Source organism: Streptomyces sp. NPDC051664 (assembly GCF_044453545.1).
Taxonomy (GTDB): Bacteria; Actinomycetota; Actinomycetes; order Streptomycetales; family Streptomycetaceae; genus Streptomyces.
Genome location: NZ_JBITCU010000004.1, coordinates 211,565 through 231,731, shown reverse-complemented (window position 1 = coordinate 231,731; position 20,167 = coordinate 211,565). Strand labels below are relative to the sequence as shown.

Below are 20,167 nucleotides of genomic sequence, written 5' to 3'. Positions count from 1 at the left end.
GGTCATCCCTGACTGTTGTTCTCGTGGGTGTGGGCGAGGTCCGGGGTGTCCTCGGGGGCGTCGTCGGCGCTCTCCCGCCCCAGGGACCGGGCGATGGCCGCGCGCAGCACCGTACGGTCGTCGAAGGGGCGTACCACCCCGTGGATGTCCTGGCCCTGCTCGTGGCCCTTGCCGGCGATCAGCACGGTGTCACCGGGCAGGGCGCGGGCGACCGCGGTGGCGATGGCGGCCGCCCGGTCGGCGTCGACCAGGACCTCGCCGCGCTCGTGGACGGGCACCTCGGCGGCGCCCGAGAGCATCGCGGCGAGGATGGCCAGAGGGTCCTCGGAGCGGGGGTTGTCGGAGGTCAGCACGGCGGTGTCGGCGAGCCGGGCAGCTGCCGCCCCCATCGGTCCGCGTTTTGTCGTGTCGCGGTCGCCACCGCAGCCGAGCACGATGTGCAGTTTGCCCTCGGTGACCTTGCGCAGGGAGCGCAGGACGGACTCGACGGCGTCGGTCTTGTGCGCGTAGTCGACGAGCGCGAGGTACGGCTGTCCGGCGTCGACGCGCTCCAGCCGGCCGGGGACTCCGGGGACGGCGGCGACCCCGTCGGCCGCGGTCTGCGGGTCGATGCCCGCGACGGCCAGGGTGACGATCGCTGCGAGGGAGTTGGCGACATTGAACGGGCCGGGCAGCGGGGCCCTGGCGGTGATCCGCTCGCCCTTGGGGCCGACAACGGTGAAGGTGGAGCCCAGCGGGCCGACTTCGACGTCCTCGGCGCGCCAGTCGGCGTCCAGGTGGCCCTCGGCGGAGAAGGTGACGACCGGAACGGACGCACCGGTGATCAGCCTGCGGCCGTACTCGTCGTCGAAGTTGACGACGCCCCGCCGGCTGCGCTCCGGGGTGAACAGCTGAGCCTTGGCCGCGAAGTAGTCCTCCATGCCGGAGTGGAACTCCATGTGCTCCGGGCTGAGGTTGTTGAAGACGGCGACGTCGAAGACACAGCCGTCGACCCGGCCGAGCACCAGCGCGTGGCTGGAGACCTCCATGGTGACCGCGTCGACGCCGCGCTCGCGCATGACGGCGAACAGGGCCTGGAGGTCGGTCGCTTCGGGGGTGGTGCGCTCGGACTTGATGCGCTCGTCGCCGATCCGCGTCTCCACGGTGCCGATCAGCCCGGTGCTGCGTCCGGCGCCCCGGAAGCCACCCTCGATGAGATACGCGGTGGTGGTCTTCCCGGACGTGCCGGTGATGCCGATCTGCAGGAGGCCGGCGCCGGGCCGCCCGTAGATCTCCGCGGCGAGTTCGCCCATCCGGCCGCGCGGGTTATCGGTGACCAGTACCGGCAGTCCGGTGGCGGCGGCGCGCTCGGCGCCCCCCGGGTCGGTGAGGACCGCCGCCGCGCCGAGGCCGGCCGCCTGGGCGACGAAGTCGGCGCCGTGGACGCGGGCGCCGGGCAGCGCCGCGTACACATCGCCGGGCCGTACCGCCCGTGAGTCATGGGTGATGCCGGTGACCTCGCCGGATCCGGGCGATTCGACTCCCAGCCGGGCTGCCAGCTCGCCGAGGGCGGTCGGCCGGAGCCGATCCGGGCGGGGCGCTCCCGGGTAGTTCACAGGGGCGTCCTTCTGGATGGTTTGGGACTGTTCAGCGTGGGGCACGGCGGTGAGCGTACCGGGCGCACCCGGCCTCTCGCGAAGTGAGGGGGCCGCTCCCGGGTGGTTCCCGTTCCGGTTCCCGGGATCGGGGGTGATGGTTGTCACTGGCTGATTACCCCGAGTTCACTCGCCGGGCTGGAAGGACACCGGCAGGCGGGCGGACCCGCTGCCGGACGGTGCGGTCTGGAGCGTCTTCAGCGCGAACTCCATGACCTGTTTGTAGATGGGACCGCAGATCTGGCCGCCGAAGTAGCTGCCCTTCGTCGGGTTCTGGATCGCGCAGTAGACAGTGATCTGCGGCTTGTCGGCGGGCGCGAAGCCCGCGAAGGACGCGGTGTAGCCGTGGTATCCGCCGCGGACCGGATCGACCCGGTTGGCCGTGCCGGTCTTGCCCGCGACCCGGTAGCCGGGGATACGGGCCTTGGTACCGGTGCCCTCCTCGTCACCGACCACCGACTCCAGCATGCCCGCGAGCGATTTCGCGGTCTTCTCGCTGATCACCCGGGTCTGTTCGGGGGTGGTCACGGGGGTGAAGCGGCCGTCGGCGCCCTTGGTGCCGCGGACCAGGGTGGGCTGGATCCGGACACCGCCGTTGGCGATCGTCGAGTAGACCGAGGCGGCCTGCATGGCGTTGAGCGAGAGTCCCTGGCCGAACGGGATCGTGTACTGCTGCGAGGTCGACCAGTCCTGCGGCTTGGCGAGGATGCCGGGCGTCTCGCCCGGGTAGTCCAGTCCGGTCGGGCTGCCGATGCCGAATTTGCGCAGGTACGAGTAGAGGACCTTGTTGGCCTCTGCCTGCGTCTTGCCGAGCTGTCCGGTGGCCAGGATGGTGCCGATGTTGCTGGACTTGGCGAGTACGCCGTTGAGCGTCAGGTACCAGGTGGCGTGGTCGATGTCGTCCTTGAAGAGCCGGTCGCCGCGGTGGAGCCGGTTGGGGACGGTGACATGGGTACCGGGGGTGGCCACCCCCTCCTCCAGGACGGCGGCCATGGACATGACCTTGCTGGTGGAGCCGGGTTCGTACACGTCCTGCACGGCCGCGTTTCCCAGCGACGCCGCGTCGGCCTGCGAGAGGTCGTTGGGGTCGAAGCCCGGGGCGTTGGCCATGGCGAGGACCTCGCCGGTCCTGGTGTTCTGCACGATCACATAGCCTCGGTCCGCCTTGGACTTCTTCACCTGGTCCGAGATGGCCTTCTGGGCGGCCCACTGGATGTCACGGTCGATGGTCAGCTCGATGTCGGAACCGGCGACGGCCGGAACCTCCTTGGTGCCCGCGGTGGGCACCCGTCGGCCGCCGGACTGGGCGTACTTGATCTTTCCGTCCTCGCCCGCGAGCTCCTTGTCCAGCTGCGATTCGAGGCCGCCCGCACCCTTGCCTTCGGCGTTGACGTAGCCCAGTATCCCGGCGGCCAGCCCACCGTTGGGATAGACCCGTTTGGTGGTCGACTCCTGGAAGACGCCGGCCAGCACATTGGCTCCGGGGCCGCCGTTCGCCCTGTCCTTCTGGGCCTTCTCGGCGAAGACTGACTTGAGGTCCTTGATCTGCTTCCAGACCTGTGGGGTCTGGCGGCGCGCCAGGACGGCGTACCGGCTCTTCGGCTTCGACAGCTTCTTCGTCAGCTCCTCGGCGTCGACGCCGAGGATGGGGGCGAGGAGGGCCGCGGCCTGCTGCGGAGCGTCCGGGGCCTTGCTGTCCTCGGGCGTGAACATCTTGGGGTCGGCGGTGATGTCGTACGCGTCGACGCTGATGGCCAGAGCGATGCCGCTGCGGTCGGTGATCTCGCCGCGCTCGGCGGAGACCGTGTACTCGAGGTAGCGGTTCTCCTCGGCCTTGGCGGCGTACGCACTGGCGTCGACGGCCTGGACCTGGAGGAGCCGGACGACAAACGCCAGCATGACGAGTGTCAGCCCCAGGCTGACCAGGCGGAGCCGGGGGCGCGGGCTGCCGAGGCGCAGCGGGCGCGCCGACTGCCCCCGCGGGGCGCGGCCGCGCGGGACCTGCGACGACGGGCGGCGGGCGGCGGGCCGGGGGCGGCCCGAGCCGGCTGCGGCGCTGCGGGGGCGCGCGGGGCCGGGGACCCGGCGGCGCGGCGGTTCCTTCGAGGGCACTGCGTCACCTGCCGGGACTGGTCGAGGACTGGTGTGCCGGGGTAGTCGGTTGTACGGGCGGGGCTGCCGAGGTGCTGGGCTTGGTGGCGGGCAGGGCCGGGGCAGGCGGTTGCACGGGCGGGGCTGCCGAGGTGCTGGGCTTCGTGGCGGCCAGGGCCGGGGACGTGGCGGAAGCGGACGGCGGGGCCGGGGGCGGTACGGATTTCGACGGCGAGGCACCGGCAGGCGGCGCGGCCGCGGGCGCCCGGGTCCGCTGGGCGACGGCCTCGGAGGGGGCGCCGCGGACCGTGCCGTCGGGGTTGAGGAAGGCGGGACTGCCACCGGGCACCATGCCGAGCTCGCGGGCCCGCCGCTCCAGTGCGTCCGGCTCGGAGCGGCCGTCGACGTCGCGCTGGAGGGCCTGCTCCTCGTCGGTGAGATCGGTGGTCCGCTTCCTCAGTTCGCTCAGCCTGAACGATCCCTCGTTGAGCGCGGAGTTCAGCAGCAGCAGGGTGATCAGGCCGCCGCCGAGGAGCAGCACGACCAGCAGCACGAAGGGTGTACGGGCCGCGCTGCTGGACCCGGAGGGCATCAGCCGGGCGAGCCTCGCGGCCCGCCCCTTGAGCTGTCCGGCCGGTCCGCTCACCGCGTCACCTCGGCCTCTCCCGGTGCCGTACCGGCCGGGCCGGCTGCGCTCATCGCTCCTCCTCGCGGATCCGCTGGGCGCCGCGCAGCCGGGCGGGGGCGGCGCGCCGGTTCTCGGCGACCTCCTCCTCCGTGGGCAGCTCCGCACCGCGGGTCAGGAGCTTCAGTCTCGGTTGATAGCGCTCGGGGACGACGGGCAGTCCGGGCGGCGCCGTGTTGGCCGCGCCTGCCGCGAAGACCTGCTTGACCAGCCGGTCCTCCAACGAGTGGTACGAGAGGACGGCGATCCGGCCGCCCACGGCGAGGGCCCCCACGGCAGCCGGGATCGCCCGCTCCAGGACGGAGAGCTCGCCGTTCACCTCGATGCGCAGCGCCTGGAAGGTCCGTTTGGCGGGATTGCCGCCGGTGCGCTTGGCGGCCTGCGGCAGTGAGTCACGGATCAGCTCGACCAGCCGGGCGCTGTTGCTGAACGGTTTCTTCTCGCGCTCGCGCACGATCGCGGAGACGATCCGCTTGGCCTGCTTCTCCTCGCCGTACGCACGCAGGATCCGGACGAGCTCGCCCGGCGGGTACGTGTTGAGGACCTCGGCCGCGCTGATGCCGGTCGTCTGGTCCATCCGCATGTCGAGCGGGGCGTCCTGGGCGTACGCGAATCCGCGGTCGGCCTCGTCCAGCTGCATGGAGGAGACGCCGAGGTCGAACAGGATGCCCTGGACCTTGGGGACGCCGAGCCGGGCGAGCACCTCGGGCAGCTCGTCGTAGACGGCGTGCACCAGCGTGGCCCGGTCACCGTACGGGGCGAGCCGCTGGCCGGAGAGCCGCAGCGCCTCCTTGTCCCGGTCCAGCGCGATCAGCCGGGCGGTCGGGAAGGCGGCGAGGAGGGCCTCGCTGTGGCCTCCGAGACCGAGGGTGCAGTCGACGACCACGGGCTGGTGCGGACTCGGCACCTCCAGAGCCGGGGCCAACAGGTCCAGGCATCGCTGGAGCATCACCGGGACGTGTCGGGTCTGGCTCATGCGCCCTCTCAGGCTCAGGTCCCGTGTGGCTGCACGTACGGCCTGGTCCCCGCCCGCTCGGAAGGGGAGGTCCGCCGGCGCCGGGGAAGTGGCGTCGGCCGACCGGCGAGCGGGAGAGGGCCGGGCCGTACGTACGCCGCGCACACAGGGGAAATCTTCGGAATGTGCAAGGTGTCGGTAACTTCCCGTCACTTTAGTCCACCCTGCCATTCGATCGATTCCCGATCAATCAGCCCGGCAGCGCGTCGCCCCGCCCTCTGTTCACTCGGCCGAGTGACCTGCCCTAAGGCTTGTGGCTTACCTCACAACAAGCCTCGTTGACGTTCTTTGTCCCTTCTCACGGCACGCCAAGGCGAACCGTGGCAGTTAACGTCATATCCATGTCGACTTCCGCGCAGTCCCCTGCTGAGCACCCCGCACCCGCTGCCGGCCAGGCCCGCACCGGCGGTACGGTCACCGACCACCTGGTCGAGGCGAACATCCGTTACGCGGCCGAGTTCAACGATCCCGGTATGGACGCGCGGCCGGTGCTGCGGGTCGCCGTGGTCGCCTGCATGGACGCCCGGCTCGACCTCCACGACGCGCTCGGCCTGGCGCTCGGCGACTGCCACACCATCCGTAACGCGGGTGGCGTGGTCACCGACGACGTGATCCGCTCCCTGACCATCAGCCAGCGGGCGCTCGGCACCCGCAGCGTCATACTCATCCACCACACCAACTGCGGCCTCGAGTCGATCACCGAGGAGTTCCGCCAGGAGCTGGAGGTGGAGGTCGGCCAGCGGCCGGTCTGGGCGGTGGAGGCGTACAAGGACGCGGATCAGGACGTACGGCAGTCGATGCAGCGTGTCCGCACCTCGCCGTTCCTTCTGCACACCGATGACGTCCGCGGCTTCGTCTTCGACGTGACCAGCGGCTTGCTGCGCGAGATCCACCCCGTCATCTGACGATCGCGGATTTTTTTTCGGGCACCTAAAATGCCCCCGACCCTGACATTTCGCACCCACTTATCCACAGGCGAGTGACACGAAGCGGTAACGGCAACAAGAATGCGGGTGTGACATCCCACCGGACCGTTCCGGCGGGGGTCCGTTTTTCGGGGTGGCCGGGCCAACTACCAGCGCATCGGCCCGTGAATGGGGTATCCCCTGCTCCTTGAGAGCGTGGGGCAGGGCCGAGGAGGGCCGGGTGACGACCTATGACGATCGAGCGAGCCTCACAGATCTGACGACCACAGCGGAGCGGGTGCGCAGGTCGGTGGAGGCTGTGATCGAGGGCAAGCCTGAGGTCGTTAGGCTTTCGCTGACCGTGCTGCTCGCAGAGGGGCATCTCCTCATCGAGGATGTCCCCGGGGTGGGCAAGACCATGCTGGCCAAGGCGCTCGCGCGGTCGATCGACTGCTCCGTGCGGCGTATCCAGTTCACACCGGACCTGCTGCCTTCCGACATCACCGGTGTGTCCATCTTCGACCAGCAGCGGCGCGACTTCGAATTCAAACCGGGCGCGATCTTCGCCCAGATCGTGATCGGCGACGAGATCAACCGCGCCTCGCCCAAGACCCAGTCCGCGCTGCTGGAGTCGATGGAGGAGCGCCAGGTCACCATCGACGGGCACAGTTACGAACTGCCGGACCCGTTCATGGTGGTGGCCACCCAGAACCCGGTGGAGATGGAGGGCACGTATCCGCTGCCCGAGGCCCAGCGTGACCGGTTCATGGCCCGGGTGTCGATCGGCTATCCCAGCGCGGAGGCCGAGCTGCAGATGCTCGATGTGCACGGCGGGGTCTCGCCGCTCGACGACCTGCAGCCGGTGGCACACGCCCACGACATCGTGAAGCTGATCGAGGCGGTACGGACGGTCCATGTGGCCGAATCCGTGCGGCGGTACGCGGTGGAGCTGGTCGGGGCCACCCGTATCCACCCGGATCTCAGGCTCGGCGCCTCGCCGCGCGCCACGCTGCATCTGCTCCGCGCGGCAAAGGCCTCGGCGGCGCTGAGCGGGCGGGACTACTGCCTGCCCGACGATGTACAGGCGCTGGCGGTCGCGGTGCTCGCGCACCGGCTGCTGCCCACCGCGCAGGCCCAGTTGAACCGTCGTACCGCGGAGCAGGTCGTGCTGGAGATCCTGCAGCAGACGCCCGTGCCGACCGCGGGTGGCGGTGCGACCGTCCCGGCGCCGCCGCAGCACCAGCCGGGCCCTGTGATGTACGGCCGGCAGCAGCCGCCCGGCATGCGGCGGGTGTGATGGCAGCAGGGGGGCCGGCCGCGATGAACGACGGCGACGACAAGGGCGGTCTGCGGGCCGCGCTGGGCGGGCTCACCACACGCGGGCGGTCCTTCCTCGCGGCCGGGATCGCGGCTGTGGTCTGCGCGTATGTGCTGGGCCAGGGCGACCTGCTGCGGGTCGGGCTGCTGATCGCCACGCTGCCTCTGGTCTGCGTGGCGGTGCTGTTCCGCACCCGCTACCGGGTGGCGGGCACCCGGCGGCTCTCCCCGTCCCGGGTGCCTGCGGGCACCGAGGCGCGGGTGCACCTGCGGATCGAGAACGTGTCGCGGCTGCCCACCGGGCTGCTCATGCTGCAGGACCGGGTGCCCTACGTGCTCGGGCCGCGGCCCCGGTTCGTCCTGGACCGGGTGGAAGCGGGCGGCCGACGCGAGGTGTCGTACCGGGTGCGGTCGGATCTGCGCGGGCGGTATCCGCTCGGACCGCTGCAGCTGCGGCTGAGCGATCCGTTCGGGATGTGCGAGCTGACCCGCTCGTTCAGCGCGTACGACACCCTGGTCGTCATCCCGCGGACCGAGCCGCTGCCGCCGGTCCGGCTGGCGGGCGAGGCCTCCGGGTACGGCGAGGGGCGGCAGCGCGCGCTGGCACTGGCCGGTGAGGACGACGTGATTCCGCGCGGCTACCGGCACGGCGACGATCTGCGCCGGGTCCACTGGCGCTCCACCGCGCGCTACGGCGAGCTGATGGTGCGCCGCGAGGAGCAGCCGCAGCGGGCCAGATGCACGGTGCTGCTGGACACCCGGCGGATCGCCTACGCGGGGACCGGGCCCGACTCGGCCTTCGAATGGGCGGTGTCGGGGGCCGCATCCGCGCTGGTGCACATGCTGGAGCGGGGCTTCGCGGTGCGGCTGCTGACCGACGACGGCAGTTCGGTACCGGGCGAGGGCGAGGGCGGCTTCGCCGGCCCGACCCAGGAGTCCGCCGACTCGGCGGGACTGATGATGGACACGCTCGCGGTCGTCGACCACTCCGACGGGGGCGGCCTTTCGCGCGCGTACGACGTGCTGCGCGGCGGCAACCATGGGCTGCTGGTCGCCTTCTTCGGCGATCTGGACGAGGAGCAGGCGGCGGTGGCGGCCCGGATGCGGCAGCGCAGCGGCGGCGCCGTCGCGTTCGTGCTGGACAGCGACACCTGGGTGCAGGGAGAGTCGCACGGCGCCGCACTCGCGGGGGCGGAGGAGCGGCTGCGGCTGCTGCGCGAATCGGGCTGGACAGCGGTCCTGGTGAAGCCCGGGGCCGATCTCGCCGAGCTGTGGCAGCTGGCGGGGCAGCAGAGCGCCGTGACGCAGTCCGCCCTGTCGGGCGGCGCCACGGGCGGTACGACAGGTTTCACCGGGGGATGGTCATGAGCGGTCGTGGTCGGCTGGCACTGTGCGCCTTTGCGGCGACACTGTTGGCGGCGGGTTCGATGTGGCCGCTGGTCAACCCTGCCACCTGGATCGTGCAGGCCGCGTTCCTGCTGGCGATCCAGAGCGGGGTGGGCGCACTCGCCCGTCGGGTGCCGTTGCCGCGGCTGCTGATCGTCACGGTGCAGTTCCTGGTCACTCTGGTACTGCTGACCGTTGTGTTCGCCCGAGGGCAGGCCCTGGTCGGTTTCCTGCCCGGTCCCGAGGCCGTCCAGCGGCTCGCGGATCTGCTCACCTCGGGTGCGGACGATGTCGGGAGGTACGCCATCCCGGCGCCCGCGACGGACGGCATCCGGCTGATGCTGGTCGGCGGTGTGCTGCTGATCGGTCTTGCCGTGGACACTCTCGCGGTGACGTTCCGCAGCGCGGCTCCGGCCGGGCTGCCGCTCCTCGCGCTCTACTCGGTCGCCGCGGGACTGTCCGGCGGCGGCGGTGCCGGCCGGCTGTGCTTCCTGCTGGCGGCCTCCGGCTATCTGCTCCTGCTGCTGGCCGAGGGCCGGGACCGGATCTCCCAGTGGGGGCGGGTCTTCGGCGGCGCGGGCCGGTCACCGAACGGTCTGGCAGCCGGTCTCGAGATGTCGGGCGGCCGGCCGCTCGCCCCGGCCCGCACCGGGTGGCGGATCGGTGCGCTGGCGCTGGGTATGGCCCTGGTCGTACCGACGTCCGCACTCAACGGCGGTTGGCTGGCCGGTTCGGGGAGCGGGTCCGGCAAGGGCGGGGGCGGCGGCACGATCTCCGCGGTGAACCCGCTGGTCTCGCTGCAGAACGATCTGAACCAGCCGGAGAACCGGGAGGTGATGTCGTACCGCACCAATTCCGGTAGCCCACAGGACTTCTATCTGCGGATCCTGGCCCTGGACCAGTTCACCGGGAGCGAGTGGCGGCCCTCGCGGCGCAGCCTGCAGGACGTGCCGAAGCGGCTCCCCGCCCCGGACGGCCTGGCCACGGACGTCGCCGTCACGGAGATCAGGTCGAACATCTCCGCGTCCCGTTCGTACCAGCAGACCTACCTGCCGCTCCCTTACCCCGCGACCGAGATCAAGATCGGCGGGCACTGGCGGTACGAGCCCGAGGGACGCACCCTCGTCGGAGACCGCGGCCAGACGACCCGTGGGGCGCAGTACGGGGTCTCCAGCCTGGTGGTGCAGCCGACCGCGGATCAGCTCGCCGCGGCGGGTCCGGCGTCGGCCGCGATGCGGCGGGAGTACACCCAGGTACCCGGCTCGCTGCCGAAGGTCGTCAAGGAGACGGCGGACCAGGTGACCAAGGGTGCCACCAACAACTACGAGCGAGCGGTGAAGCTGCAGAACTTCTTCGCCTTGGACGGCGGCTTCAGCTATGACACCTCGGTGACCTCCGGCACCGGCTCGGCCGCGATCGGCCGGTTCCTGAAGGCCAAGCGGGGCTTCTGCGTCCACTTCTCGTTCACGATGGCCGCGATGGCGCGGACGCTCGGCATTCCGGCCCGGGTCGCGGTGGGCTTCACGCCCGGCACCGGGCAGTCGGACGGTTCGGTGTCGGTGGGGCTGCGCGATGCGCACGCCTGGCCGGAGCTGTACTTCGAAGGCATCGGCTGGACCCGCTTCGAACCGACCCCGACGCGGGGCAGCGCGCCCGAGTACACCCTGCCGGACGCCCCCGCCGGCGGCTCGGCCAACCCGAGCCGTCCGCAGGCGAGTGTCTCGGCCGCGCCGTCGGCCGCGCCGTCCGCGTCGGACAGCTGCCCGCCACAGCTTCGCAGGCAGGGCGAGTGCGGCTCGTCGACGGCGCCGGGCGTCACGGCTCCGAAGGACCCGGGGGTGCCGGTGGGCACCATCGCCTTGGTGGTTCTGGCAGCCCTGCTGGTGCTCGCGCTGCTGCTGCTGCCGTTGTTCTGGCGGGTTCGGGTGCGTACGCGCAGGCTGAACTCGTCCGCGGGGCGTACGCCGGCGGACGCGACGGCCAGAACGCTGGCGGCCTGGCGGGAGATCACTGACACGGCGTGGGACCACGGCATCGGCCCCGACGACTCGCTGACCCCGCGCAAGGCGGCAGCGCGGGTGGTACGGCTGGGGCGGCTGGACACCGACGAGGCCGCGGCCGTGCACCGGGTGGCAGGGGCCGTGGAACAGGTGCTCTACGCCCCGCAGCCCCGGGCGGCCACCGGGCTAGCCGAGGACGTGCAGACGGTGCGGGACGGGGTGCGGGCCTCCGCCGACCGCTTCGCCCGGAACCGTGCGGTGGTGGCACCACGTTCGGCCGTTCGGGTGATATGGGCGGCGTCCGAAAGCTGGTCCGCGCTCGTCGGCCGGTGGGCGGCGCGGTGGCGCGGGTTGCCGCGGTGGCCGTCCCGCCAGCGGGGCTGAGAAGGGGGCGCGGTCACCGGGCCGCGCTCCCACCTCGTCGCGGACGGACGGGCCCGTTTTCGACCCGTCCAGGGGTTGGAGCGAACGCCGTGAGCGGCATGGGCCGCTGTCCGGTGGGAAGGCCTTCGTATGCCCTTGGGACCACGGGGGGAAATCGAAGGACGGTGCAGCCGAGCGGCGCGCAGGCGGTGCGCAGGCGGTGCGCAGGCGGTGCGCAGACATGGGTGAGGGGCGGCCGCGATGATGCGGCCGCCCCTCACCAGCACACGTTCAGAAGCGCTTACTGACCCTGCCCGTCACGGCGGCGCTGCCACCGCTGCTCGATCCGGTTCATCACGGTTCGGCGTTGCCTGGGGTGTCGGCGCTCGCCCTTGTCCCCGGACGCCTGCTGCTCGCCGGGCTTGGGAGCCTTGCGCCAACCGGTGACCGCAAGGACCGCGCAGCCCAGCATGACGAGGAATCCCACCACGCTGATCCAGATCTGCTGGGCGACCATTCCGGCCATGAGGAGCGCGATACCCACCAGGAAGCCTGCGACCGCCTGGTAGACCCGTCGCCGGGTGTACGTACGCAGCCCGCTTCCCTCGAGCGCTGTCGCGAACTTGGGATCTTCGGCGTACAGCGCTCGCTCCATCTGCTCGAGCATTCGCTGCTCGTGCTCCGAGAGCGGCACGGAGTCCTCCTCGTCGTCGGCCGCGGGGGGCGGCCGGTATGCGGCCCTTCCAGGATAGGCAGGGATTCGCCCCCGTGAAACCCGCCCTGTTCGCCAATCAGCCAGTCCGGGCCGCCACAACGGCTCAGCTGCTGAGGCGTAGATTCCCCAACATCCGATCCGTCATGCCGGATGGTGTCCCCCGATCATACGGTGACTGCGCCCCGATCGGGGGGGCTGTGGCGTACTCCATCTGCAGCTGCGTCGCTGATCAGCCGCGCTGCCGCCGCGCATCGGCCCGGTCCCGCACTGCCGGCGGCCAGGCCCCGGCCGCGGCTCAGGCGCGCTTCGTGCCCAGAACGTGCAGCTGGGTCGCGACCGAGCGGAACGCCGGGAGTTCCGCAACCGCGGTCTCCAGCTTCAGCAGTGCCTCCATCGCGCCGGGCTCCGTGTCCACCAGAACACCTGGTACGAGGTCGGCGAAGACCCGTACGCCGTGGACCGCGCCGACCTCGACGTCGGCCGCGGAGACAAGCTCGGTGAGCTGCTCCGCGGTGTACCGCCGGGGCACCGGGTCGCCTGCGCCCCAGCGGCCCGCCGGGTCACTGAGCGCCTGCCGGGCCTCGGTGAAGTGACCCGCGAGCGCCCGGGCCAGGACGGCGCCGCCGAGTCCGGCGGCAAGCAGGCTGAGCTCACCGGAGGGGCGGAGGGCGTCGACAGCGTTGCGTACGCCCTCGGCGGGGTCGTCGACGTACTCCAGGACGCCATGGCACAGCACCGCGTCGTAACCTCCGCGCTCGACCACCTCGAAGAGGCCGAGGATGTCGCCCTGGACGCCTCGGACGCGGTCGGCGACCCCGGCCTCGGCGGCGCGGCGCTCCAGTGCGAAGAGCGCGTTGGGGCTGGGGTCGACGACGGTGACCCGGTGGCCGAGGCGGGCGACCGGCACCGCGAAGTTTCCGGTGCCGCCGCCGGTGTCCAGGACGTCCAGGGCGTCCCTGCCGGTCGCCTTGACCTGACGGTCGAGAGCGTCCTTCAGGACCTCCCAGACCACGGCGGTACGGAGGGAGGCGCGGGGGCGCAGCTGATCCGACACGGCAGTTGACTCCTCGGCACGGTGCCGCCACTGACGGCGGAGCGTGAACGGTGCAGGTGATACAGGTGCTGTCCACCCTATTGCCTCGGGCCACCGCCGCCGTCATCCCGCGTCGGGCCGCTCCTGCCGGGCCTGAGGGAGCGTCGGCTGGAGCACCAGGAGCCGCTCCACCAGGCGCAGGAACATGGCCGCGTCGCGCAGCAGATCGTCGGCGTCGCGACTGCTGGCCGCCCCCGGTATGCCCGCTTCCGCCCGGGCCCTGCGGCGGGCCCCCGAAGCGAACAGGGCGCTCCATTCGGTGAGCTCCGGAGCGATCTCCGGGAGGACTTCCCAGGCGCTGCGGATCCTCTCCCTGCGTCGCCTGGTCGTTTCGGGCCGACCGCGGGCGGCGAGCACGGCGGCGGCTGTGCGCAGCGCGGCGAGATGAGCGGTGGCATAGCGCTCGTTCGGTACGGCGAGCACGGCGGCCTCTTCGAGGCCACCGCGGGCCTGGGCCAGCAGATCGAGGGCGGCGGGCGGCGCGGTGGTGCGGCGCTGCACCGGGTGGACGTCGTTCGCCGGACCGCGCGATGACGGGGCGGGGCCGGTCGGTGAGGGGGCAAGGCCGCCTGCGCGGCGCCGAGAGGCGGCAGCTGCGGACGAGTTGGCCATGACGAACCTCCTGTCGTCGTGTGACGGCTCCGTGGCCGTATGTATCCATCGTGGGGCCCACCACTGACAATCGACCTCGATCAGCCCCTGACCTGGCCTTTTGCCTCGTTCGCGAGTTCGAGCTATCTTTTGTACTGACCAGTCAGTTTAAAAGGGGAGGGTCTGTGGACAGCCCGCACGGGGCAGCTGTCACCGCCGAGGACTTCGGGCTCAAGGGACCACGCGGCTGGGCCTTCCGGGGCGTACGCCTCGACGCCCCACCTGGCGCCCTGGTCGCGATCGAGGGCCCGTCCGGCTCCGGCCGCACCTGCCTGCTGCTCGCCCTGACGGGCCGGATGCGCCCCTCCGAGGGCCGTGCCGAGGCGGGTGGTCTGCACCTGCCGCGCCAGATGGCCGCCGTACGCAGGATCAGCGCGCTCGGCCCGGTGCCGGGGGTCAGCGAACTCGACCCGGCCTTCACGGTCGCCGAGCACCTGCGCGAGCGCGCCCTGCTGCAGCGCCGCTACGACGGTTCGCTGCGCGCCCTGCTCCGCCCCCGCGCCGAGCGCACGGCCACGGCCGGCAACCGGATCGACGCGGCACTGGACGCCGCCGGACTCGACCCGGCGACCCTGCCCAAGGCCGAGCGGACCTCCGTACGCGATCTGGAGCGGCTGGAGGCGCTGCGGCTGTCCGTCACCCTCGCGCTGATCGGCCGGCCGCGGCTGCTCGCCGTGGACGACACCGATCTCAAGCTCTCCGATGCCGAGCGCACCGAGGCCTGGGAGCTGCTGCGTTCCGTCGCCGACAGCGGAACGACCGTGCTCGCCGTCTGCAGCCAGGCGCCCGGGGGCGCCATCACCGTCCGCACGGACAACACGGCCACCTCGGACACCGCGGACATCACAGAGGCTGACGCCACAGACGCCTCCGAGCCCGCAGAGGCCCCCGAGGCGACGAAGACCGAGAAGACCACTGATGAGGGGACGGCCGATGCGTTCGCCGAAACTGGCCGCGCTTGAGCTGAAGCGTTTCGGCAGGGGCAGGCTGCCCCGCGCCGCACTCGTCGCACTCCTGCTCCTGCCCCTGCTCTACGGCGCCCTGTACCTGTGGTCCTTCTGGGACCCGTACAGCCGCCTCGACAAGATCCCTGTCGCCCTGGTCAACAACGACAAGGGTGCCACCGCCGCCGGAAAGCGCATCGAGGCCGGGGGCGAGATCACCGGCCAGCTGCTCGACTCCAAGATCTTCGAGTGGCACGAGGTCAGCTCCGCCCAGGCCGACCGGGGCGTCGAGGACGGTACGTACTACCTCTCGCTGACCATGCCGGCGGACTTCAGCAAGCGGATCGCGTCCAGTTCGGGTGACTCCCCCGAGACCGGTGCGCTCCAGGTGCGGACGAACGACGCCAACAACTACATCGTCGGGCAGATCTCCCGGACGGTGTTCTCCGAGGTCCGCACCGCCGCCTCGGTCAATGCCTCGCGCGGCTTCCTCGACCGGATCTTCATCTCCTTCTCCGACCTCCACGACGCGACGGCGAAGGCCGCCCAGGGCGCCGACGACCTCAAGGGCGGGATCGGCAAGGCGAAGAGGGGCTCGAAGGATCTCGCGGACGGGCTCAAGGACGCCAAGTCCGGCAGCGGTCGGCTGGAGAGCGGAATAGCCAAGCTGAACAAGGGCGCCGGTGACCTCGAAACCGGGTCCCGGCAGGTCGCCGACGGCACCCAGTTGCTCGCCGACAAGGTCAACGGGGTGGCGGCCGACATCCGCCCGTTCCTGAAGGACAACGGCAGGACGATCGGCGACACCGCCCGGCTGGTCGCCGACTCCTCGCAGGCCGTACGGGACAACCTCGACCTGCTGGTGAAGGCGGCGCCGACCGCAGCGACCGCCGCCCACGAGGCCTCCGACGATCTGGCCGACGTCTACCGCACCCGCTGCACGGAGCAGTTGCTCCCCGACCCCACCGTCTGCCCCCCGCTGAAGCGGGCCACGACCGCCGCGGCCGATGTCGCGAAGGTCGCCGACGATGTGAACGTACTGGTCAAGGACCAGAACGGGGATCTGAAGAAGCTGCGCGGACAGCTGGCGACACTGCAGAAGCAGGCCGACGCCCTCGCCGAGCGCTCCCCGCACCTGGACGAGGACCTGAAGTCCGCCGTCGCGAAGGTCAACGCGCTCAACACCGGTGCCCACAAGGTCGCCAAGGGCGCGGACGAACTGCACACCGGCCTGGCCACCGCGAGGACCGGATCCGTCGACCTGAACACCGGCGTCGGCGAACTCAAGAAGGGCGCGACCAGCCTGGACGGCGGGCTGATCCGGCTCGGCGACGGTTCGGCCTCGCTCGCCCAGGGGCTGAACGACGGGGTCGGCAAGATCCCCGACTACGACAAGCAGGACCGCGACCGCCGCACCGATGTGATGGCCGACCCGGTGAAGCTCGCCTCCCAGTCGCTGCACAAGGCCCCCAACTACGGCACCGGGTTCGCCCCGTACTTCATCCCTCTCTCCCTCTGGGTGGGCGCGATGGTGGCGTACATGCTGATCCAGCCGCTCAACCGGAGGGCGCTCGCCGCCGGGGCCTCCACCTGGCGGATCGCCCTCGCGGGCTGGCTGCCGGTGGCCGCGATCGGTCTGCTGCAGGTCGCCGCCCTGATGTCCGTGCTGCACTGGGGGCTGGGACTGCAGATGGCCCACGCCGCCGGAACGATCGGCTTCCTCGCCCTTGTGACCTGCTGCTTCGGCGCGATCGTGCAGTGGCTGAACGCACGGTTCGGCGCGGCGGGACGGATCCTCGTACTTGCCGTGCTGATGCTCCAGCTGACCTCGGCCGGAGGCACGTATCCCGTCCAGACCAGCCCCGGCTTCTTCGGTGCGATCCACCCGTATCTGCCGATGAGCTACATCGTCGAGGGGCTGCGCCGGCTGATCACGGGCGGCGGCCTCGGTCCGGTCTGGCAGGGCTGTGCGGTGCTCCTGGCGTTCACGGCGGGGGCGCTGGCCCTGACCGCGGTCGCCGCGCGCCGCAAGCAGGTGTGGACGCTGGACCGGCTCCATCCGGAGCTGAGCCTGTGAGCGCGCCGGGACCTGTGAGAATCGACCGCATGGAAAGCAGTAGCACCACGCGTCGCCAGGCCACCCGGCAGAAGCTCTACGAGGCGGCCGTCACGCTCATCGCGGAGAAGGGTTTCTCGGCGACCACGGTCGACGAGATCGCCGAGCGCGCCGGGGTCGCCAAGGGCACGGTCTACTACAACTTCAAGAGCAAGACCGAGCTCTTCGAGGAACTGCTGCGGCACGGTGTCGGACTGCTGACCGCGTCACTGCGGTCCGCGGCCGAGCAGACCGAGGAGCGCGGCGGCACCCGGGTCGAGGCCCTGGACGCAATGATCAGGGCCGGTCTGGTCTTCATCGACCGCTACCCGGCCTTCACCCAGCTGTACGTCGCCGAGCTGTGGCGCACCAACCGTGCCTGGCAGGCGACCCTCCTGGTGGTACGTCAGGAGGCCGTCGCCGTGGTCGAGGACGTGCTCCGGGAAGCCGTCGGGAACGGCGAGCTCAGCCAGGAGATCGACATCCCGCTGACGGCGGCCGCACTGGTCGGCATGGTGCTGGTGGCTGCGCTGGACTGGCAGGCGTTCCAACCCGAGCGGTCCATCGACGATGTGCACTCGGCGCTGTCCCTGCTGCTGCACGGCCGGGTCAGCGGACGCTGACACGCGCTCCTTCCCGAGAGCGTGCGCACGCACAGAAGCGCCGGTCCCACGAGGCTCGATCCCCCCGAGCCTCGTCCGACCGGCGCTTCCCGTGCTGCCGGAGAGCCTTCCCCCGTGACCCCGTGTTCCCCCGTGGTCCCCGGGCTCTCCGTGGTGCACCCCCGTTTCGGAAGGAGTGCCGTGCCTGTGTTCCGCCGCCCCGTGTCGGCGGTACCGGCGCAGCGCCCCTTCCGTGGTCTCCACTCTTCCGTCCGCGCAGGTGGCAGCCCATCCGCGTACCTACTCATCTCGTCCACTAGGTACGGATACTCAGAGCTGCGCACCCGACCCCACCCGCGGCGCCGCACCACCTGGTTACGATCACGTCCGTGTCCGTACTCCCCCTGGTGTTCACAAGCGGCTGGGCGAGCGGGATCAACGCCTACGCGGTGGTCCTGTTGCTCGGCGTCTTCGGTGCGACCGGCATCAGCGACGAGGTGCCCGCCTCGCTGCAGCGCACCGATGTGCTCGTGGTGGCCGGCGTGCTGTTCCTGTGCGAGGCGGTGGCGGACAAGATCCCGTACGTGGACTCGCTCTGGGACTCGGTGCACACCGTCGTCAGGCCGATCGCCGGGGCCGTCGTGGCGGCGCTGCTGGCCGGTGAGAGCGGTTCGCTGCCGGAGCTCGCCGCCGGGGCCGTCGGCGGTTCCACCGCGCTGATGAGCCATCTGGTGAAGGCCGGCACCAGGATGGCGGTGAATACCTCGCCCGAGCCGTTCAGCAATATCGCGGTGAGCACCGCCGAGGATCTGGGCGTCGCCGGGATCATCACGTTCGCGATATTCCATCCGCTGGCGGCCGCGATCATCGCCGCGACGCTGCTGGTGCTCGGCATCGTGATACTGGCCTTCCTGGCCTCCCGGATTCGCCGGTTCCTGCGCCGCAGGGCCCAGCGGCGCGAGGAGAGACACCTGGCCGGGACGGGTTCGCACTGGCCTCTCGGCTGACTTGTCAGCGGTGGCCGTTAAGGTCACTGACATGGCACGTATTGCGGTGATCGGCGCCGGGATGGGCGCAATGGCGGCGGCTGCCCGGCTGGCCGTGGCAGGGCACCGGGTGACGGTGTACGAGCGGTCCGGGACGTACGGCGGCTCGGTCGGCCGGTATGCCCGGGACGGCTTCGCGTTCGACACGGGTCCCTCGCTGCTGCATCTGCCCGCCGTCTACCGCGATCTGTTCGTCAAGACCGGCAAGGAGCCGCTGGAGCGGTGCGTCACGATGACGCAGGTCGACCCGGCGAGCCGCCACCTCTTCGCCGACGGCACGGCGGTCTCCCTGCCGAATGCCTCGCGGGCCGGGGTGGTCGCCGCCCTGGACGGCGCGCTGGGGGCCGGTGCGGGCAACAGCTGGGGCGAGTTCCTCGACCGGGCCCGGGATGCGTGGGACCGGTCCCGGCGGCCGCTGTTGGAGGAGCCTTTGCGCGCCGACTGGCAGGTGCTGGGCCGTGATCCGTATCCGGCGCTCCGGCAGCGCCGGATACTGCGGGCCGCCCGGCAGGCGGACACGGTGGCGGAGGTCGGCGCCTGGGAACTGACGGACCCCCGGCTGACCGCGCTGCTCGACGGATACGCGCTGTCGTACGGCCTGGATCCGCTGCGCGCGCCGGCGAGCGCGGCCCTGCTCCCGTACATGGAGGAGACGTTCGGCAGCTGGTACGTGGCCGGCGGGATCCGGTCGCTGGCGCAGGCGGTGTACGAGCGGTGCCTGGCACGGAGGGTGGAGTTCGTGTTCGGCGCCGAAGTGGCCCGGGTGGTGGAGAAGGACGGCCGGGCAGCGGGGGTCGAGCTGGCGACGGGGACGGTCGCCGATGCCGATCACGTGGTGCTCGGGGCCTGGCCGCGCCCGGGGCTGGTGCCGGGTCAGGGGCTCTGGCAGGACGGCGATGTGACGGCTCAGCCGCGGCCGGCGGACCTGGCGACGGTGCCGGGCCGGTTCCAGGTCCTGCTGTCGCTGAGCGGCGCCCGGCCCGCGGGGACGGTGCACCGGACCGTGGTGCACGGCGCGGACGGCGCGGCGGAACGGGAGGCGGTGTTCGGTGGCCGGCTCGCCGAGCGTCCCACGGTGACGGTGATCCGCCCGGACGATCCGTCGACCCGCCCCGACGACGCGCACGAGGCCGTGACGGTGACGGCGACGGTCGCCCCGCACGGCGCGGTGGACTGGACGGACGCGGCGCTGCGCGAGCGGTATGCGGACACCTTGATCGAGACGGCCGGCGCTGCCGTCCGCGGCATACGTGAGCGGCTGCTCCACGCCGAAGTGCGGACGCCCGCCCAAACGGCGGCCGACACCGGCGCCGAGGGCGGCTCGGTGCCCGCACCGGCGCTGGCCGGGGCCGGGGGCGCGTATCTGCATCCGGGGAACCGCACGCGGCTGCCGGGTCTCTACCTCGCGGGCGGCTGGTCCCACCCGGGCGGCGGGCTCGCGCACGCCGGGATGTCGGGGACGCTCGTCGCCGGGCTCATCGTGGAGGGGGACGGCTTCCGCGGCTCCCGGTGACCGGCCGGCATCGAGAAGGCAGGAGTGCGGGTACGGGGGCCGGGCGCATCGGGTACCGCCTCGCCCTCTGTCTCTCCCATGACCTCAGGGGCATGAGAGGGCAGGACCGGGG

16 protein-coding genes are annotated in these 20,167 nt (G+C 71.6%); 9 read left to right on the top strand and 7 right to left on the bottom strand.

Features of this window, described 5'->3' with window-relative positions:
* Positions 1-2: 2 nt before the first annotated feature.
* From ACIA8E_RS10095 to rsmH, 4 genes are read right to left on the bottom strand one after another with little or no spacing between them, the layout of a single operon-like run.
* Positions 3-1,742: a UDP-N-acetylmuramoyl-L-alanyl-D-glutamate--2,6-diaminopimelate ligase gene (locus tag ACIA8E_RS10095; protein ID WP_399296373.1), complete on the bottom strand. Its 1,740-nt coding sequence runs from the start codon at positions 1,740-1,742 to the stop codon at positions 3-5.
* A gap of 18 nt (positions 1,743-1,760) precedes the next feature.
* Complete coding sequence (locus tag ACIA8E_RS10090) at positions 1,761-3,746, bottom strand: penicillin-binding transpeptidase domain-containing protein (protein ID WP_399296371.1); 1,986 nt, start codon at positions 3,744-3,746, stop codon at positions 1,761-1,763.
* Positions 3,747-3,750: 4 nt separating this feature from the next.
* Positions 3,751-4,371, bottom strand: a complete 621-nt coding sequence (locus tag ACIA8E_RS10085) for a septum formation initiator family protein (RefSeq protein ID WP_399296369.1) — start codon at positions 4,369-4,371, stop codon at positions 3,751-3,753.
* A gap of 49 nt (positions 4,372-4,420) precedes the next feature.
* Positions 4,421-5,386 (bottom strand): 16S rRNA (cytosine(1402)-N(4))-methyltransferase RsmH, encoded by a 966-nt coding sequence (gene rsmH / locus ACIA8E_RS10080; RefSeq protein WP_399296367.1) that lies wholly within the window; start codon positions 5,384-5,386, stop codon positions 4,421-4,423.
* Between the two features lie 380 nt (positions 5,387-5,766).
* Between rsmH and ACIA8E_RS10075 the strand changes: the two genes are divergently transcribed.
* The 4 genes from ACIA8E_RS10075 to ACIA8E_RS10060 all read left to right on the top strand — a co-directional run bounded on the left by ACIA8E_RS10075 (position 5,767) and on the right by ACIA8E_RS10060 (position 11,417).
* Positions 5,767-6,330, top strand: a complete 564-nt coding sequence (locus ACIA8E_RS10075; RefSeq protein ID WP_399296365.1) for a beta-class carbonic anhydrase — start codon at positions 5,767-5,769, stop codon at positions 6,328-6,330.
* Positions 6,331-6,571: 241 nt separating this feature from the next.
* Positions 6,572-7,627 carry an AAA family ATPase gene (locus ACIA8E_RS10070; RefSeq protein WP_399296363.1) on the top strand — a complete coding sequence of 352 codons (1,056 nt, stop codon included), beginning with the start codon at positions 6,572-6,574 and terminating at the stop codon, positions 7,625-7,627.
* Positions 7,627-9,015 (top strand): DUF58 domain-containing protein, encoded by a 1,389-nt coding sequence (locus ACIA8E_RS10065; RefSeq protein ID WP_399296361.1) that lies wholly within the window; start codon positions 7,627-7,629, stop codon positions 9,013-9,015. Before ACIA8E_RS10070 ends, ACIA8E_RS10065 begins: the two co-directional genes overlap by 1 nt.
* Positions 9,012-11,417: a DUF3488 and DUF4129 domain-containing transglutaminase family protein gene (locus ACIA8E_RS10060; protein ID WP_399296359.1), complete on the top strand. Its 2,406-nt coding sequence runs from the start codon at positions 9,012-9,014 to the stop codon at positions 11,415-11,417. The genes ACIA8E_RS10065 and ACIA8E_RS10060 overlap by 4 nt, the downstream gene beginning before the upstream one ends.
* Positions 11,418-11,697: 280 nt before the next feature.
* Here the strand turns inward: ACIA8E_RS10060 and ACIA8E_RS10055 are convergent, their stop codons facing one another.
* The 3 genes from ACIA8E_RS10055 to ACIA8E_RS10045 all read right to left on the bottom strand — a co-directional run bounded on the left by ACIA8E_RS10055 (position 11,698) and on the right by ACIA8E_RS10045 (position 13,816).
* Complete coding sequence (locus ACIA8E_RS10055) at positions 11,698-12,090, bottom strand: DUF3040 domain-containing protein (protein WP_399296357.1); 393 nt, start codon at positions 12,088-12,090, stop codon at positions 11,698-11,700.
* A gap of 316 nt (positions 12,091-12,406) precedes the next feature.
* Entirely contained in the window at positions 12,407-13,165 is a 759-nt protein-coding gene (locus ACIA8E_RS10050) for a methyltransferase (RefSeq protein ID WP_030919297.1), read from the bottom strand.
* Positions 13,166-13,267: 102 nt separating this feature from the next.
* On the bottom strand, positions 13,268-13,816 hold the full coding sequence (locus ACIA8E_RS10045) for an SAV_6107 family HEPN domain-containing protein (protein WP_399296355.1): 549 nt from the start codon (positions 13,814-13,816) through the stop codon (positions 13,268-13,270).
* Positions 13,817-13,980: 164 nt separating this feature from the next.
* On the opposite strand from ACIA8E_RS10045, the gene ACIA8E_RS10040 reads away from it, so the two are divergent.
* From ACIA8E_RS10040 to ACIA8E_RS10020, 5 genes are all read left to right on the top strand, one after another.
* On the top strand, positions 13,981-14,817 hold the full coding sequence (locus ACIA8E_RS10040; protein ID WP_399296353.1) for an ATP-binding cassette domain-containing protein: 837 nt from the start codon (positions 13,981-13,983) through the stop codon (positions 14,815-14,817).
* Positions 14,789-16,876, top strand: coding sequence for a YhgE/Pip family protein (locus tag ACIA8E_RS10035; RefSeq protein ID WP_399296351.1), 2,088 nt, complete (start codon positions 14,789-14,791; stop codon positions 16,874-16,876). The genes ACIA8E_RS10040 and ACIA8E_RS10035 overlap by 29 nt, the downstream gene beginning before the upstream one ends.
* 29 nt (positions 16,877-16,905) lie before the next feature.
* On the top strand, positions 16,906-17,517 hold the full coding sequence (locus tag ACIA8E_RS10030; RefSeq protein WP_399296349.1) for a TetR/AcrR family transcriptional regulator: 612 nt from the start codon (positions 16,906-16,908) through the stop codon (positions 17,515-17,517).
* A gap of 368 nt (positions 17,518-17,885) precedes the next feature.
* Complete coding sequence (locus tag ACIA8E_RS10025) at positions 17,886-18,503, top strand: DUF4126 domain-containing protein (RefSeq protein WP_399296347.1); 618 nt, start codon at positions 17,886-17,888, stop codon at positions 18,501-18,503.
* Between the two features lie 31 nt (positions 18,504-18,534).
* Complete coding sequence (locus ACIA8E_RS10020) at positions 18,535-20,055, top strand: phytoene desaturase family protein (RefSeq protein ID WP_399296345.1); 1,521 nt, start codon at positions 18,535-18,537, stop codon at positions 20,053-20,055.
* Positions 20,056-20,167: the final 112 nt, after the last annotated feature.

Bases quoted from the DNA above. Each gene is read 5' to 3' on its own strand.
- rsmH (WP_399296367.1), bottom strand. From the start codon at position 5,386: ATGAGCCAGACCCGACACGTCCCGGTGATGCTCCAGCGATGCCTGGAC.
- ACIA8E_RS10020 (WP_399296345.1), top strand. From the start codon at position 18,535: ATGGCACGTATTGCGGTGATCGGCGCCGGGATGGGCGCAATGGCGGCG.
- ACIA8E_RS10035 (WP_399296351.1), top strand. From the start codon at position 14,789: ATGCGTTCGCCGAAACTGGCCGCGCTTGAGCTGAAGCGTTTCGGCAGG.
- ACIA8E_RS10065 (WP_399296361.1), top strand. From the start codon at position 7,627: ATGGCAGCAGGGGGGCCGGCCGCGATGAACGACGGCGACGACAAGGGC.
- ACIA8E_RS10030 (WP_399296349.1), top strand. From the start codon at position 16,906: ATGGAAAGCAGTAGCACCACGCGTCGCCAGGCCACCCGGCAGAAGCTC.
- ACIA8E_RS10060 (WP_399296359.1), top strand. From the start codon at position 9,012: ATGAGCGGTCGTGGTCGGCTGGCACTGTGCGCCTTTGCGGCGACACTG.
- ACIA8E_RS10075 (WP_399296365.1), top strand. From the start codon at position 5,767: ATGTCGACTTCCGCGCAGTCCCCTGCTGAGCACCCCGCACCCGCTGCC.
- ACIA8E_RS10045 (WP_399296355.1), bottom strand. From the start codon at position 13,816: ATGGCCAACTCGTCCGCAGCTGCCGCCTCTCGGCGCCGCGCAGGCGGC.